Source organism: Brevibacillus sp. 1238 (assembly GCF_029892995.1).
GTDB lineage: Bacteria > Bacillota > Bacilli > Brevibacillales > Brevibacillaceae > Brevibacillus > Brevibacillus parabrevis.
The window spans coordinates 69,151-82,330 of the sequence record NZ_JARXWC010000016.1; the positions used below are offsets into that span (position 1 = coordinate 69,151).

Genomic DNA, 13,180 nt, shown 5'->3' on the forward strand with positions numbered 1-13,180 from the left:
TTTTCGCAACAATCGCCGCCAGCCGGACATGCGAAAAAGCCGTCAGTCTTGGCGCGGACCAACGGCTTTTTTGCATAAGGTGCAACTTTCTCCCGCTTGGAGACTGTGCGATAATAGACAAAGAACTGCGAAGGATGTGACTTCTATGAAGGGACAAGCCCAACATACGATCTACAGCTACAAGCTGCTTTACCGATTTCGCTGGGGACTTATCGGCTATTTGCTTCAGCTTTTGCTGATTGGCCTGTCCCTGATCGGCAGCTCCATGCTGTTGCAAGTACCTGTGGCCTCGCTTGTCGTCACATTGGCGATCCTGCCTGTCATACCGATCTGCCATTTGATCATTTTTCGGCTCTACGCCCAGCTGCGCTCGCAAAAACCTCAGACAACCGCTGACATGCTCGTCTCACCATGGTGGGGGGCTGGCTACGTGCTTCCCGTTCCGTTATCTGTTTATCGAGCCAGCGAAAGTACCGTATTGGTCGGCACCGCACTCCTGGCTGCGGGAGCATTCGTCTGGCTGTCGGCGGGCTATGGACTTACGTTGCTCGGCGGCGTGGCCGTCGTATCACTGCCGCGCCTGATCGCCTTGATCGCCTCGTTGCGTCAGCCTGGCTGGAGCCGGGTTAAATACGAGAATCGCGGAGTTGCCTTTTTGAAGACAGACGGTTGATCAATCCGTTCACATGATCCATAGCTTGATGACAATCAGCGCAGCGAGTCCTGGCAGGCGGAGAAATCCGGCGACCAAAGCTGTGACCGGGTTGATCGGAATATGGAAACTGGCCAGCTCGCCAACCAGATTGGTAAAAAACAAAAGAATGGCACCAATGACGACTTGCATGACGCCAAAACCAATCCACCTGATGGGAGTAGCCACTGACTTGCTTGCCGCTGTCAAAAGCAAAATCCCGACAATAATCAGCGCAATGATCCATCCCGTAGCCATGAACGCCCCCTCCTACGCGTGCTTGCGATGGCGCTCTCGTTTTGCCTGCGCCAGCAAGTACATGTACCGCTTTTCGGTAACGTGCAGATAATAGATGACATCCTCCAGACCGCCATCCGGCTCGCTGATTTCGACAAGATGGCGGGCGTGCTGCCAATCCTCACGAACCTGATTTACCGCTACATCCAGACTCTCGGCATCCCAGTCGATGACAACCCGTTCTTTTTTTCCCCACCTGCTCACCTGCAAATCCTCCTCAGTTAAAGTAGTACAAAACCCCCATCATGTTATTGACCGCATGCAGCACAACCGCTCCCCAGATGGATTGGTAACGGTGTCGCACAAACCCCAGACCCAATCCGATGACGAACAGAGGCGCAAACAATGCCACATCAATATGCAAAAGGGCGAACCAGAGACTGCTGAGAATAATCCCGGCCACGGCACCTATGCGCCGAACCAGATAAGTCTGAATCACGCCCCGAAACAGAATCTCCTCCGCAATCGGAACCATGATCCCAATGACCACAAGCGATGCCACCGCCGCGAGCATATCCGTATCTTTTGCCGTCACAATCTCTTTTTCGATTTGCTGCTCTCGCTCCGATGACAAGGAAAGCCCAAACCAATCGGCTATCGGATTGGTCACCACCACGTCCAAAAGCAGTGCAATCAATAAAAAGAGCAACAGCAGCAAGACGAGCATCTGCTTGATCCGGACAGGACGACGTACCCCGATTTCCCCTAGCCTGCCGCGAAACCAGAGCGGGATCAGGATCAGCAGAAACAATTGAAAGACAGCCGATTCCAGCGTGCCTGCAACCGTCCCTACCGCAAACAGCGTGTCCTCCAGCACCAGCCCGTACACAACCAGCACAATGGTTTGGAATACGTGCATCCACGCCACGATGTGCACCACATCATTGCCTGTCAGCTCGTGATTTCCCCATAACCACAAAGTCTGCTTGCTCTCGCGGGTGAGACTGTACATATAACCGATCGCTCCGACGAGGCTAAGCGCTGCCACTGCGAAGACGACCAATCCCATCCACGCCTCGGGCACATCTGTAGTAGAAGCAACCCACTTTCCGTCCTCCCCGAGATGAAACCGAATCATGGAAAACTCGGCCGCAAACATCAGCCAATACCCGATGAATAGCATGATCGCCCACGGAGTGGACTTTTGTCGCCCAGCCCAACTCGCAAGCGACAGTCCTGGTCCTGTCAGCATTTCCTCACACTCCTACTTCACTCTATGTCTCGTCCACGAAAAAAAGTCCGTCACTCCTGCGATTTCTTTGCGATGTGCTGCAACTCCTGCGCCTTCGCCTCGGCAACCTCTTTGATGTATTCATTTCGTGTCCGCAAAAAGCGAGTCATGTACGCTTCCAGTACCAACCAGTCAAACACCTTTCCCACGATGCCAAAAGGAGAAGAATAGTCGAAAATGTCCAGCATTTTTGTCGAATGTTCCCCGAGCACGACAAACTCATGCGTATGTCGGAAACGTTTAAACGCGCCCTGCACCATCTCATCGACAAAATAGCGCGGTTCTTCCATCTCGGTAATCTTGGCGGTCAAATTTTGCTTGATGCCAAAATGAACGGCTTCCCATGTAACCGACTCTCCCAGCTTGATCAAACCGCTGGTCACTCCGCCAATCGCCTTTTCGCGTGTACGCGCGGTGGACTCCATATGTAAATCAATGCTTCTCGCCGCATCAAAACAAATCTGTTGCGGTGCCTGAATCGTAAACTCCATGCGAATGACGGGCATCCTTGCTCCCCCTCTTGTCTCTTAAACGAAAAAAAAGACAGGCATTTCCCCCGTCTTCTTTTTCGCTCTATAGATCGCGTCTGCCTTCCAACGCTTTGCTCAAGGTCACTTCGTCCGCATACTCCAAATCTCCGCCCACTGGCAAGCCGTGAGCAATGCGCGTCACGCGAATGCCAAACGGTTTGATCAAACGAGATATGTACATGGCGGTCGCTTCCCCTTCGATGTTCGGGTTGGTCGCCAGGATGACTTCCTTCACCTGTTCATCGCCAAGGCGCTTGAGCAGGTCAGGAATGCGGATATCTTCCGGCCCGATCCCGTCCATTGGCGAGATAGCACCGTGCAACACGTGATAGTAGCCTTCGAACTCTTTCGTCTTTTCCATCGCGACGACATCGCGCGGTTCTTGAACCACGCAAATGATCGAGCCATCCCGACGCTTGTCCCGGCAAATATGGCACGGATCAAGGTCGGTAATATTGTTGCAGACGGAGCAGTAATGAAGCTGGCGCTTTGCGTTGACCAACGCTTTTGCCAGATCAAGCACGTCGTCCTCTTTCATGTTCAGTACAAAAAAGGCAAGCCGCCCAGCGGTCTTCGGACCAATGCCGGGCAGTTTCATAAAACCTTCGATCAGCTTGGAAACCGGTTCTGGATAGAACATCGCGTAATTCCTCTTTTCCTGCCCGATTTTAGAACAGGCCCGGGATGTTCATGCCTCCGGTGAATTTGCCCATTTCTTTGCCCATCATTTCGTCTGCCTTGCGCAGCGCGTCGTTTACCGCTGTCAGCACCAGGTCTTGCAGCATTTCCACGTCTTCCGGATCAACCACTTCTGGCTTGATTACGATGTCTCGTACTTGCTTGTGTCCGTCAGCTTTGACGACAACCGCGCCGCCGCCAGCAGAGCCTTCCACGATTCTATCTTTCAAAGCTTCTTGCGTTTTTTGCATTTCTTCCTGCATTTTCTTCACTTGCTTCATCATTTGTTGCATTTGCTGCATGTTTTTCATTGAGGTGTCCTCCCTGTTTTGGTTTTGACTGCTAGTCTTTTACTTCTATAAGTCCTTCACCTACAAGCTTGATCGCCTCTGCCAGAAACGGGTCTTCCTGCTCCCCGCCCGGATCGTCCTTTTGTGCGGTCTGCTGATCGACGCTTTGCCACTCTTCTTCCATGACAGACAACAGTTGCAAAGGTCTTCCCAGCACAGTAGACATGACCCGCTCCACTACACCTTTCAACTCCGGCTCCATCGTTTTATCACAATGGATGGCGCTTGTAAAAGTGACGATAACAGCATCGTTTCCGGCGGCTACAGGCTGACCGTTCACCAGCCACGCCTGATACTGTATTTTGACCTTTTTCAATTCATTTAAAATCTGGCTCCACTGTCCCCGAACCTGTCTGGTCAAGTTTTCATCAAGCGCCTTGGCTACTTCCCTGACGCGATTCATCGACGTCCGTGAACCACCGCCTGCGGCTGCCGCAACCACGCGCCTTGGCTCGCTTTTGCGCGGCTCTTCGGTCTTTTGCTGGCCTGGCAGACTGATTTGCCCTTGCAGTACCTGGCTCAGCCTCTCCTCCAGAGCGTTCAGACGGGCAGCCATAGCTGTCCATTCCTCACTGCTTGCTGCCGCTGCTCCACCACCGCCTGCTGTAGTCTGGGTGTTTGGAGAGCTTGCAGCGCTTGACTGGCACATTTTCACCAGTGTCAGCTCCACCAGCACTCTCGCATACGTCGACCATTTCAACTGGGAAAGCGACTGGTTGCACGTCTCGATCGCGGCATACAAAGCCGGCAAGGAGTAAAGCTTGGCGACCTCCTGGAACTGGTCGTCAATCATGGTGCGTTCCACGATCTCCTCCAGTTGAGGGGCTGTCTTCAACAGCAGCATGTCGCGGTAGTAGTAGAGAAAATCGTGCAGGAACTGCTCAGGGTCTTTTCCCTGAACCATTACCCGATCAAATTGCTCCATCACTTGTGCCACATCGTTTTCGGCGATATGTCTTGCCAGGACGGAAAAATACGATTGGGCGACCGTACCCGTGATCTGCATAATATCGCTGGCACGAACCTCATCCTTGCTGTAGCTGATTGCCTGATCCAGCAAGCTCAGCGCATCGCGCGCCCCGCCCTCCGCCATTTTGGCAACCAGTTGAAGCGCCTGCTCCTCGACCTGGACTCCCTGCGACTGGCAAATCCGCTGAAGCAGATCGACCATCACTTTTAACGGAATCCGGTGAAAATCGAAGCGTTGGCAACGCGATATAATCGTCGCGGGCAGCTTGTGCGGCTCTGTCGTCGCCAAAATAAAGATGACGTGGGAAGGCGGCTCCTCAAGCGTTTTCAACAGGGCATTGAATGCCTCTGTCGTCAGCATATGCACCTCGTCAATGATGTACACCTTGTACCTGACATCGCTCGGAGCAAACTTCACCTTATCTCGAATGTCCCGGATTTCCTCAACCCCGCGGTTGGAAGCGGCGTCGATCTCCAGTACATCAGTTACAGAACCATTGGATATCGCTTTGCATGTATCGCATTGATTGCATGGTTCGCCGTCGATTGGCTGCTCGCAGTTCACTGCCTTGGCCATAATCTTGGCTGCACTTGTCTTTCCCGTACCTCGGGGACCGTTGAACAAATAAGCATGAGAAAGCCTATTTTCGCGTAACGCATTACGCAAGGTTATCGTCACATGTTCTTGTCCGACTACATCCTGAAACGTCTGCGGCCGGTATACGCGGTATAGCGCGGTATAAGCCATGTTCGTGTGACACTCCCCATCTGCACAGTCCTCTTCCATATCCTATTCATTATACACGATTGACACCGTTCGTACAAAGAAAACGCCCCGTTCACAAGTGCGCGGGACGCTTCATCCAAACCGGGACAGCTACAGGTACGGCAGCATGATATGAAAGGTCGTTCCGTACCCTTTCGACGATACGCGAATTTGACCGCCGATGTCGTGAATGATCTTTTGACAGACGGACAAGCCAAGCCCTGTCCCTTCTTCCTTCGTCGTAAAAAACGGATCGAAAATTTTGTCGATGATGTAGAGTGGAACACCGGGGCCTGTGTCGTGGATATCGATGCTCATCTTGTCTCCATCCTGGTCAAGATGATGGGAAATTTGCAGCGTTCCCTGCTCTCCCATCGCCTCAATGCCATTTTTGCAAATGTTGATAAACACTTGCTTGAGCAACTCCGTATCGCCCACAACCATCGGCAGCTTTCCGCGCGAAGGGAAGCGTACGTCAATCCCGTACAAAATCGCCTGTGACTCCACGATTGGCATGATTTCTTCAAAAACCGTATTGAGGTCAACCATCGCGTACTGTATATCGCGCGGCTTGCTCAGGAGCAAAAACTCGCTGACCAAGGAATTGATACGATTGATTTCCGTCAGCATGATTTCGGTATACGTCTTTTCCCGATCCATCCCGCTGTCGGTGAATGATTTGAGGAACATCTGCAAAAATCCTTTGATCGAGGTCAACGGATTGCGGATTTCGTGAGCAGTGCCCGCCGCAATTTGACCGATCATCGCCAATCGCTCATTCCGTTCGATTTTTTGCTCAAACGAGCGCAGATTGGTAATATCCTTGAACAAAATGAACGCGCCGACTGTTTTTCCCGACTCGTCCTGCAGCGTATTGGCATCGACGATCAACTCGAAGCGCTGATTGTCATTCGTCCAGGAAGTCGCGACATTTTGCAGCTTCACGCCTTCCAACAGCTCTTTTTTGATCAGCCGATGCGGCTCGGGAATCCCGCTGAATACGTGATCGACGTGTTTGTTGATGACATTGAGCCGCTCCATTCCCAAAAGCTTGCAGGCAGTCTGGCTGGCCTCGATAATGCGCGAATGTTCATCCAGAATAAACAGACCCAAACTGGTATCGTAGGTCAGCTTGGTCAAAAGGCGCTGAGACAAGACCTGGTCGGTTTCTTTAGCCAATTGGTAAAAATGAACCAAATACAAGGGATTCTCTGCTTGCTGTACCAGTATCATCACAGGCGTCTTCCTGCTTTTCCCCTGTTGATCACGCCACTCTACTTCGACATTTGCTCCCGACTCTTCTTCTCTTTGCAAAAGCTCTTCGTACAGTTGTTCCATCGAGCCTTGATAAGGGAGAATAGTGGAGATGGGTTGCTTGATCAGTTGATCGCGTGAATATCCGGTTACACGAAGCAGTTGTTCGTTTACTTCCACGATACTACCCGATTGATTCACCAATAAAACGGCAGTAGGCAGTTGATGCATGAACCGCTGCAATCGTCCGGACGAGCCAACGAGATGTAACGAAAAAGGTGCACTCACAGCTTGTCCCTCCTGGCCTATGACGTACTTCATGAGCAAAGAAACCCATGGCATTTCTCAACTATTATGAAACTTCGTGAAAAAGTGCTCAAAACCTGCCCTTTTAGGCACTTATGAGCAGAGAAATGTTTCGCTAGTTATCGTCAAATTACAACAAAAAATATATCGATCGGCAAATTAGAAATCGCGGACAAACTAAAAATAGCATGCTTCCCGAAGGAAACATGCTATTGATCGTTCAAATAGATACCGTGCACCTATCTTCGATAATTCTCATCCAAGCGTTACTTATGGTAGCAGCTCAGAGCAGGCTACCCTGCGGCACACGCGATGATCCACTTATGGCTGCTTCCTTCCGGACCTGACCAGGTTCATGGGTTCGCGTTGCACAGGACCCGCTCCTCAACACCGCCGCCATAAGGCAGCCTCACATAAGAAAACCTAGGATAGGAATTCAACCCTGCTATTGCGGATTGCAGGTTACAGGGCACCGCAACCTCCCCGTCTAGCACGGTACGATAAGAATACCAAAGATAATGGCTGATAGCAAGCTGCAAACCTATCCAATACTGGTAGCTGTCTTTTCTTTGACAAGAATGACACAACTGTCCTTTGATTGTGTCACTTGAATCGCTCCACTCAAATACGCTTCTTGAAAAATAGCAACGATTGCCGGGTCAAACTGCGTACCTTTGCAGCGTATGATTTCCTCGTACGCCTCTTTGCCAGACATGGCATTTCGGTAAGAGCGCGTAGAGGTCATGGCATCAAACGTATCTGCAACGGCCAGTATCCGTCCGATCAACGGGATCTCTTCACCCTGGAGCTGGTGCGGATAGCCCTTCCCGTCCCACCGCTCATGATGATGCCGTACGCCCGGACTGACATGGGACAGACTTTCAATCTGCTCCACGATGTCTGCCCCGATCGAAGGGTGCCTTTTCATAAACTCGTATTCGTCGAAAGTCAGCTTTCCATTTTTCAGCAACACATGATCAGGAATCGCCACTTTGCCAATGTCGTGCATCAGGCCCGCATAGCGCAGGTCATCACGGGTAAATTCCAGTTGTTCTTTTTCCGTCATGTGATCATACATGATTAGGGCGTAATGGGTCACTCGCTCCGTGTGGCCGGCTGTGTACGGGTCCTTCATTTCGACCGCCAAATAAAAGCTGCGCACAATCTGATCCAGTCCCTTTTGGGAATATTCCCGCTCCCTTTCGATCAAAGACTGCATTTGTTCTGCCATCATGTTGAACTTTTTCTCCAGGAACGTGATTTCCTGCATGCCCTCAATCGGTACGCGTATGGAAAAATCCCCTTTTACCAAAGCGTCAGTGGCATCAACCAACGTGTAGATCGGCTTGGCAATCCACCGGGAAATGCGGTGAGCCACATAGCCGGAGAAGATGACGACGAGACAAATCGTGCACCATAAAATAAACTTCATCCGGTCCAGCCGATTGGCGATATCCTGGCCCGGCAACCATTCCAGATAGGTGATCCCGCTCGCCGCAGAAGTCTGATGGTACGCATAGACACTCTCGCTGTTGATTGTGGCGGCAAACACCGTTTCCTCCTCGAAACCGAGTAAGTGCTTGTTCAGAATCTCCTGGTCAGGAGTAGCGGATACGTTCATCCCGATCCGATCCGCATCCGGGTGAATCAGGATTTTTCCGGAAGGCATGACCACCATCAGATTGTTGTACTTGGGGAGCGAGCTTTTGTTCAACCAGTTAGCCAGTGCGTCCAGCTTTAGCTCCACCAGCAAAAGTCCTGACGATTGCTTGGTTTCATCCTCAACTCGCTGCGAAAAATATAACGCTTTCGGATTGCCTTTTTCATCGGAACGGTTAAGCAGCCAGATTTGGCCCTCGCCTTTTCCCCACGGCTCTTTTTGCAGCGATATCGGCCGTTCCTTTTCGTCCCAACCTGCTTCTTTCCGCAACGATATCACTTGCGAATCATCGCGCAAAAAATGAACGTTGCCGATCAGGTCGCGGAAGTAAGTAAAATGATCAAAAGCATCGCGTATCTTGCTTTGATGAGCTGTCCACTCGCTTTTGGCGAGAGGGTCCAACCGATTCTCCAGAGACTTGGGCATTGTCATTCGCAAGACCGGGTCGTTTGCCAACTGATTCGTATCGTGTTGGATCGTTTGAAACAAAGTATTCAGCCGCCTGTCAACGGAATCAAGATGCCCCCCAATGCTCGTCTCATACTGCTCTAGAACGGCCTTTTGCGCCTCCTGATAAAACAGGAAGCAGATGAGCAGGATGGGGAACAGACTCAGCAATAAAAAGGTCGCAAACAATCGGTCTTTCAACTTCAACAACACAAGCCTCCCCCCTTTTCCTCTGGTTGATCGCGCTCGTCAAAGCTATACCTTCTGCTGTTGGGTATGCTTATTTCGTGTCCTTTTCCCTATTACCGCGCTAGGACCAATGGTAAACCTTATTTTGGGGTTTTTGCCGCTTTTCTTTACACTGGACAAATGGACAAAGTCGTCCTGCACATATTATCCTAGCTAAGGGTCATTTACTTATATGTAAGGAGATACATGAATGAAATATATCCTTCTCGTATTTTTAGGAGCGTGCAGCTACGGGATTTTGTCGACGATTGTCAAGCTTGCCTACGGGCAGGGGTACTCGCCAGCAGAGGTCATCGGCGGACAAATGTTCTTCGGGCTTGTGCTCACCTGGATACCTGCTCTCTTTTTCTTGCGGACAAAACCGGGGAAAAAACAACTGCTGCTTTTAGTCAGCGTCGGTCTGGCTATCGGTTCGACGGGGATTTTGTACTACAATGCCCTCCGGTTCATTCCGGCGTCCATCGCCATCGTCTTGTTGTTCCAGTTCACCTGGATGGGGGTCTTGGCCGAGGCGATCATGACGAAACAGATGCCCGACAAACCTACGCTGCTCTCGCTCGTGCTGCTCCTGTTCGGCACATTGCTTGCCGGCGGAATTTTTGAAACAGACGGAATCGCCCAGTTTCATATCGCGGGTGTCGTGCTTGGCCTGCTGTCTGCCGTCTCTTACACCATGTTTTTGCTGTTTAGCGGCAAGGCGGCGATCGGCCTCAATCCTTGGGTGCGCAGCGCGAGCATGTCTACCGGCTCCTTTTTGCTGGCTGGACTGGTTTACACGCCCGTGTTCCTCTGGAACGGCGCACTCTTGGACGGATTGTTCCCTTACGTCTTCCTGCTCGCTTTCTTCGGGATCTTCATTCCGACTGTTTTCTTCAACTTCGGCGTTCCGCATACAGGGCCGGGAATGGCCGCGATTTTGGGAGCTGCCGAGTTGCCGATGGCTGTATTCTCGTCGTTCATCATTCTCGGTGAAACCGTGTCGGCGCTGCAAGTGACAGGTGTGGTCGTCATCCTGCTGGGCATGATCCTCCCGGAATGGTTGCGCCAACGTCACAAGCGCCTGAAGTCTTCGCTCAGCTAAGCATGCCAAAAAACCCATCCTTTGCAGCCTTTTTCTGCAAGTGGATGGGTTTTCTCATTCGTTCCCTTCGCGTTCGACCGTCAGCGAGCGCGCGCTTGAAGCCTCGCTCTTTTGCCTTTTCCAAAGCGTATACCCGTAATAGCTGATGGCAGCCAGTATGACCAGTCCCACTGCGGTGACGACCATCGTCTGGTTGAACATCCCGACAAATGCATTGAGATTCTCCACATTGTTGCCCATCAAATTCCCGGCAAAAAACAGAACCAGTGTCCAGACAAGCCCGGTCGTGTAGGAAAACAGCGCGTAGCGGCGAAACGTCATCTTGCCAATGCCGACCAAATACGGAACCACATGTCGGACGACCGGCAAAAAGTAGCTGATGCACAAGGCGTAGCTGCCATAACGGTCGAGCAGCGCCTGCGCCCGGTCCACGTACTTGTTCATTCCTTTTTTCTTGCCAATCCAGTTCAATGCCGGAGCACCGAGCCATCTCCCCAGCACATATCCTAGCGACAGCCCGGAAACAACCCCCAGATAAGTCGCGACAAAAGCCGGAAAAACATGCAAAATCCCGAGCGAGGTCAATACTCCCGCAGACAGGACAATCACTTCGTCAGGAATCGGCATACCGACAATTCCTAGCCAGAGCATGAAAAAAAGAGCAAAATACCCAAACTGACCAACTGATTCAGTCAGCATATCCACGATCATCACGTTATCCTCCTATACGGGCAGGCTACCCGCGCTCTTTGCGGCATACATACACAAATGCCGGCGGAAGGTTGAGAGGCACCAGCTTTACTGTCACGTTTTCAAAGACGGTGGACAGCTGCTTCTTCATTTGGAGAGAGTATTGAAAGGCGACAAATACCCCGCCCGGCTTCAGCGCAGCGTAAACCTCTGCCATGATTTGATCGCGCAGCTCCTGCGGGAAGTTGGCAAAAGGCAACCCCGACACGATACAGTCCGCTTTGCCCAAGCCGGCATCGGCGAGTACACGCGTCAAATCGACGGCATCCTCATGGAAAAGGGCGTTAGGGAAAAGCGTCTCCAGCCTTTGGCGCATCTTGCTCTCTTTTTCAAAGGAAACCAGTGTGGCCTCCGGTCGCTTCATCTGCTCAATCCAGGTCGTAAAAATACCTGTGCCCGCGCCCAGCTCCACAATCGTATTGGCCTGACTCCAATCAATCGGATTCATCATTTGCTTTGCCAACGCTCGGGAGCTAGGTGTGATGCTGCCTACTTGCCCAGGTGACTGTAAAAAGTTGTAGAAGAACATCAACCGATCCTTGATGCTAACCGGATGATGACAATCGATCATCATGTTTCAAACGCTCCCTTCGTTGTATGCTTATCATTCATCATATCCAAAAAACATTTAGAATTATCTTTCCAAAAACGAAAGATTTTCTTAATACTATAACAGTAAACGATTGGAAATCAAAACACCTCCGTCTATAGTCGGAGCAAGAGATCACGCTTTTGATGGTTACGAACAGCTCTGCTTGTGCGTTACAATAGCTTCAACAACATCATTCGTCATACACGACGAGGAGGACTATTCTATGGATTATAGAGGTGTAAAAGCAATTACCCACGCCAGTGCATTCTTCGCACCGTTTTTAGTGCCAATCGTAGTCTGGCTGCTGATGCAAGATCGTGAGGCGAAAAATATGGCTCTCCAAGCCTTGCTGTTCCATCTGTTTATGAGTATTCTCATCAGCATCTCCTGGTTTTTCGTTTTCGTGCTGATCGGAATCCCGTTCCTGATCGTATTTGGCCTGATGGCGCTTTACTACCCGATCAAAGGGATCATCTACTCCTTGCAAGGACGACCGTTCCATTACCCAATTATCGGCTCTATTGTCAGATAAGGACAGCGAGACAGCCGTTTCGCACACAAAAAAAGACCAGCGCGCCCGATCCGGGATGGCTGGTCTTTTCTGCATGCCTGACTCTATTTTGTTAGTTGGACCCAACGGTGAATCGTTGGTTGAGGTGTTGCGGATTTTCGATTTCATCAAGAACGGCAATGGCGTAGTCCGCGTAGCTGACATAGCTTTGTCCGCTTGCATTGACGAGCAAATGATCTTTGCCAAGCTGATAAGTGCCTGTTCTGGCTCCTTCTGGATCAAAGAAAGCGGATGGACTGATAAAGGTCCATTGAATCCCCGTCGTTTCTTGCAAAATGCGCAAGTTTTCTCCCTGGTTTTGCGCTGTTGCCAGGTAGATTCCCGGAAAATCAGGAGTTTCCATGACACGAGTCGTCTTCGCTTCGTCTACGAACAAGCTCCCTGCTCCCCCTACCACAAGCAGACGAGTCGAAGGTGCTCCCTTCATCGCTTCGATCAATACGTTGCCAGCCTCGACGTGCAGGTGTTCTTTTCCGGCAGGAGCGCCAAATGCATTGACTACTGCATCAAAGTCTTTCAAATCGGCTGCTGTCAGAGCGAACACGTCTTTTTCCAGAACAGCTGCTTTCGGTTCGTCGATTTTGGATGCGTCACGAACAACCGCTGTCACCTGATGGCCGCGATCCAACGCTTCCTTCATGATCCATTTTCCTGCTTTGCCGCTTGCGCCTACGATTGCGATTTTCATTGTTCTATTCCCTCCATGTATTTAGATTGAGTCACCAAAACTCGGGTTATGAATGATAGGCCGCCACTTT

Annotated in this window: 15 protein-coding genes and 1 other RNA gene; 3 read left to right on the plus strand and 13 right to left on the minus strand. The window is 51.1% G+C overall.

Annotated elements, in window-relative coordinates; all coding sequences use genetic code 11:
- The first annotated feature begins 145 nt into the window (after positions 1–145).
- On the plus strand, positions 146–673 hold the full coding sequence (locus M2298_RS25020) for a hypothetical protein (protein WP_122966042.1): 528 nt from the start codon (positions 146–148) through the stop codon (positions 671–673).
- A 9-nt stretch (positions 674–682) separates the two neighbouring features.
- Here the strand turns inward: M2298_RS25020 and M2298_RS25025 are convergent, their stop codons facing one another.
- The 10 genes from M2298_RS25025 to M2298_RS25070 form a co-directional block, all read right to left on the minus strand.
- On the minus strand, positions 683–949 hold the full coding sequence (locus M2298_RS25025) for a pro-sigmaK processing inhibitor BofA family protein (protein ID WP_063230302.1): 267 nt from the start codon (positions 947–949) through the stop codon (positions 683–685).
- A 12-nt stretch (positions 950–961) separates the two neighbouring features.
- Complete coding sequence (locus M2298_RS25030; RefSeq protein ID WP_280649217.1) at positions 962–1,192, minus strand: DUF2508 family protein; 231 nt, start codon at positions 1,190–1,192, stop codon at positions 962–964.
- A 13-nt stretch (positions 1,193–1,205) separates the two neighbouring features.
- Positions 1,206–2,180 carry a CPBP family intramembrane glutamic endopeptidase gene (locus tag M2298_RS25035; protein ID WP_122966043.1) on the minus strand — a complete coding sequence of 325 codons (975 nt, stop codon included), beginning with the start codon at positions 2,178–2,180 and terminating at the stop codon, positions 1,206–1,208.
- A 50-nt stretch (positions 2,181–2,230) separates the two neighbouring features.
- On the minus strand, positions 2,231–2,725 hold the full coding sequence (locus tag M2298_RS25040) for an SRPBCC family protein (RefSeq protein ID WP_173598007.1): 495 nt from the start codon (positions 2,723–2,725) through the stop codon (positions 2,231–2,233).
- Positions 2,726–2,792: 67 nt separating this feature from the next.
- On the minus strand, positions 2,793–3,389 hold the full coding sequence (gene recR, locus M2298_RS25045; protein WP_005830525.1) for a recombination mediator RecR: 597 nt from the start codon (positions 3,387–3,389) through the stop codon (positions 2,793–2,795).
- 28 nt (positions 3,390–3,417) lie between these two features.
- Positions 3,418–3,729: a YbaB/EbfC family nucleoid-associated protein gene (locus M2298_RS25050; protein WP_063230366.1), complete on the minus strand. Its 312-nt coding sequence runs from the start codon at positions 3,727–3,729 to the stop codon at positions 3,418–3,420.
- A gap of 40 nt (positions 3,730–3,769) precedes the next feature.
- The gene (dnaX, locus tag M2298_RS25055; protein WP_122966045.1) at positions 3,770–5,494 is read right to left on the minus strand and encodes a DNA polymerase III subunit gamma/tau; all 1,725 of its coding nucleotides are present in this window, start codon (positions 5,492–5,494) and stop codon (positions 3,770–3,772) included.
- Between the two features lie 129 nt (positions 5,495–5,623).
- Positions 5,624–7,054, minus strand: a complete 1,431-nt coding sequence (locus tag M2298_RS25060; RefSeq protein ID WP_122966046.1) for a PAS domain-containing sensor histidine kinase — start codon at positions 7,052–7,054, stop codon at positions 5,624–5,626.
- 249 nt (positions 7,055–7,303) lie between these two features.
- An RNA gene (ffs, locus tag M2298_RS25065) (signal recognition particle sRNA large type) lies at positions 7,304–7,568 on the minus strand.
- 45 nt (positions 7,569–7,613) lie between these two features.
- Positions 7,614–9,392, minus strand: a complete 1,779-nt coding sequence (locus tag M2298_RS25070) for an HD domain-containing phosphohydrolase (protein WP_173599722.1) — start codon at positions 9,390–9,392, stop codon at positions 7,614–7,616.
- 226 nt (positions 9,393–9,618) lie between these two features.
- Between M2298_RS25070 and M2298_RS25075 the strand changes: the two genes are divergently transcribed.
- Positions 9,619–10,509 (plus strand): EamA family transporter, encoded by an 891-nt coding sequence (locus M2298_RS25075; RefSeq protein ID WP_280649218.1) that lies wholly within the window; start codon positions 9,619–9,621, stop codon positions 10,507–10,509.
- 54 nt (positions 10,510–10,563) lie between these two features.
- Here M2298_RS25075 and M2298_RS25080 read toward each other — a convergent pair whose 3' ends face one another.
- Together M2298_RS25080 and M2298_RS25085 are read right to left on the minus strand one after the other, a co-directional pair.
- Positions 10,564–11,220: a DedA family protein gene (locus M2298_RS25080; RefSeq protein ID WP_122966049.1), complete on the minus strand. Its 657-nt coding sequence runs from the start codon at positions 11,218–11,220 to the stop codon at positions 10,564–10,566.
- Between the two features lie 25 nt (positions 11,221–11,245).
- The gene (locus M2298_RS25085; RefSeq protein WP_122966050.1) at positions 11,246–11,833 is read right to left on the minus strand and encodes a class I SAM-dependent methyltransferase; all 588 of its coding nucleotides are present in this window, start codon (positions 11,831–11,833) and stop codon (positions 11,246–11,248) included.
- 241 nt (positions 11,834–12,074) lie between these two features.
- Here M2298_RS25085 and M2298_RS25090 point away from each other — a divergent pair, with 241 nt between their 5' ends.
- On the plus strand, positions 12,075–12,383 hold the full coding sequence (locus M2298_RS25090; RefSeq protein WP_122966051.1) for a DUF4870 domain-containing protein: 309 nt from the start codon (positions 12,075–12,077) through the stop codon (positions 12,381–12,383).
- A 91-nt stretch (positions 12,384–12,474) separates the two neighbouring features.
- Here M2298_RS25090 and M2298_RS25095 read toward each other — a convergent pair whose 3' ends face one another.
- Complete coding sequence (locus tag M2298_RS25095; protein WP_122966052.1) at positions 12,475–13,110, minus strand: NAD(P)-dependent oxidoreductase; 636 nt, start codon at positions 13,108–13,110, stop codon at positions 12,475–12,477.
- Between the last annotated feature and the right edge of the window lie 70 nt (positions 13,111–13,180).

Coding starts and splice junctions, on each gene's coding strand:
- M2298_RS25020 (WP_122966042.1), top strand. CDS start 146: ATGAAGGGACAAGCCCAACATACGATCTACAGCTACAAGCTGCTTTAC.
- M2298_RS25025 (WP_063230302.1), bottom strand. CDS start 949: ATGGCTACGGGATGGATCATTGCGCTGATTATTGTCGGGATTTTGCTT.
- M2298_RS25035 (WP_122966043.1), bottom strand. CDS start 2,180: ATGCTGACAGGACCAGGACTGTCGCTTGCGAGTTGGGCTGGGCGACAA.
- M2298_RS25040 (WP_173598007.1), bottom strand. CDS start 2,725: ATGCCCGTCATTCGCATGGAGTTTACGATTCAGGCACCGCAACAGATT.
- recR (WP_005830525.1), bottom strand. CDS start 3,389: ATGTTCTATCCAGAACCGGTTTCCAAGCTGATCGAAGGTTTTATGAAA.
- M2298_RS25050 (WP_063230366.1), bottom strand. CDS start 3,729: ATGCAGCAAATGCAACAAATGATGAAGCAAGTGAAGAAAATGCAGGAA.
- dnaX (WP_122966045.1), bottom strand. CDS start 5,494: ATGGCTTATACCGCGCTATACCGCGTATACCGGCCGCAGACGTTTCAG.
- M2298_RS25075 (WP_280649218.1), top strand. CDS start 9,619: ATGAAATATATCCTTCTCGTATTTTTAGGAGCGTGCAGCTACGGGATT.
- M2298_RS25080 (WP_122966049.1), bottom strand. CDS start 11,220: ATGATCGTGGATATGCTGACTGAATCAGTTGGTCAGTTTGGGTATTTT.
- M2298_RS25085 (WP_122966050.1), bottom strand. CDS start 11,833: ATGATGATCGATTGTCATCATCCGGTTAGCATCAAGGATCGGTTGATG.
- M2298_RS25090 (WP_122966051.1), top strand. CDS start 12,075: ATGGATTATAGAGGTGTAAAAGCAATTACCCACGCCAGTGCATTCTTC.
- M2298_RS25095 (WP_122966052.1), bottom strand. CDS start 13,110: ATGAAAATCGCAATCGTAGGCGCAAGCGGCAAAGCAGGAAAATGGATC.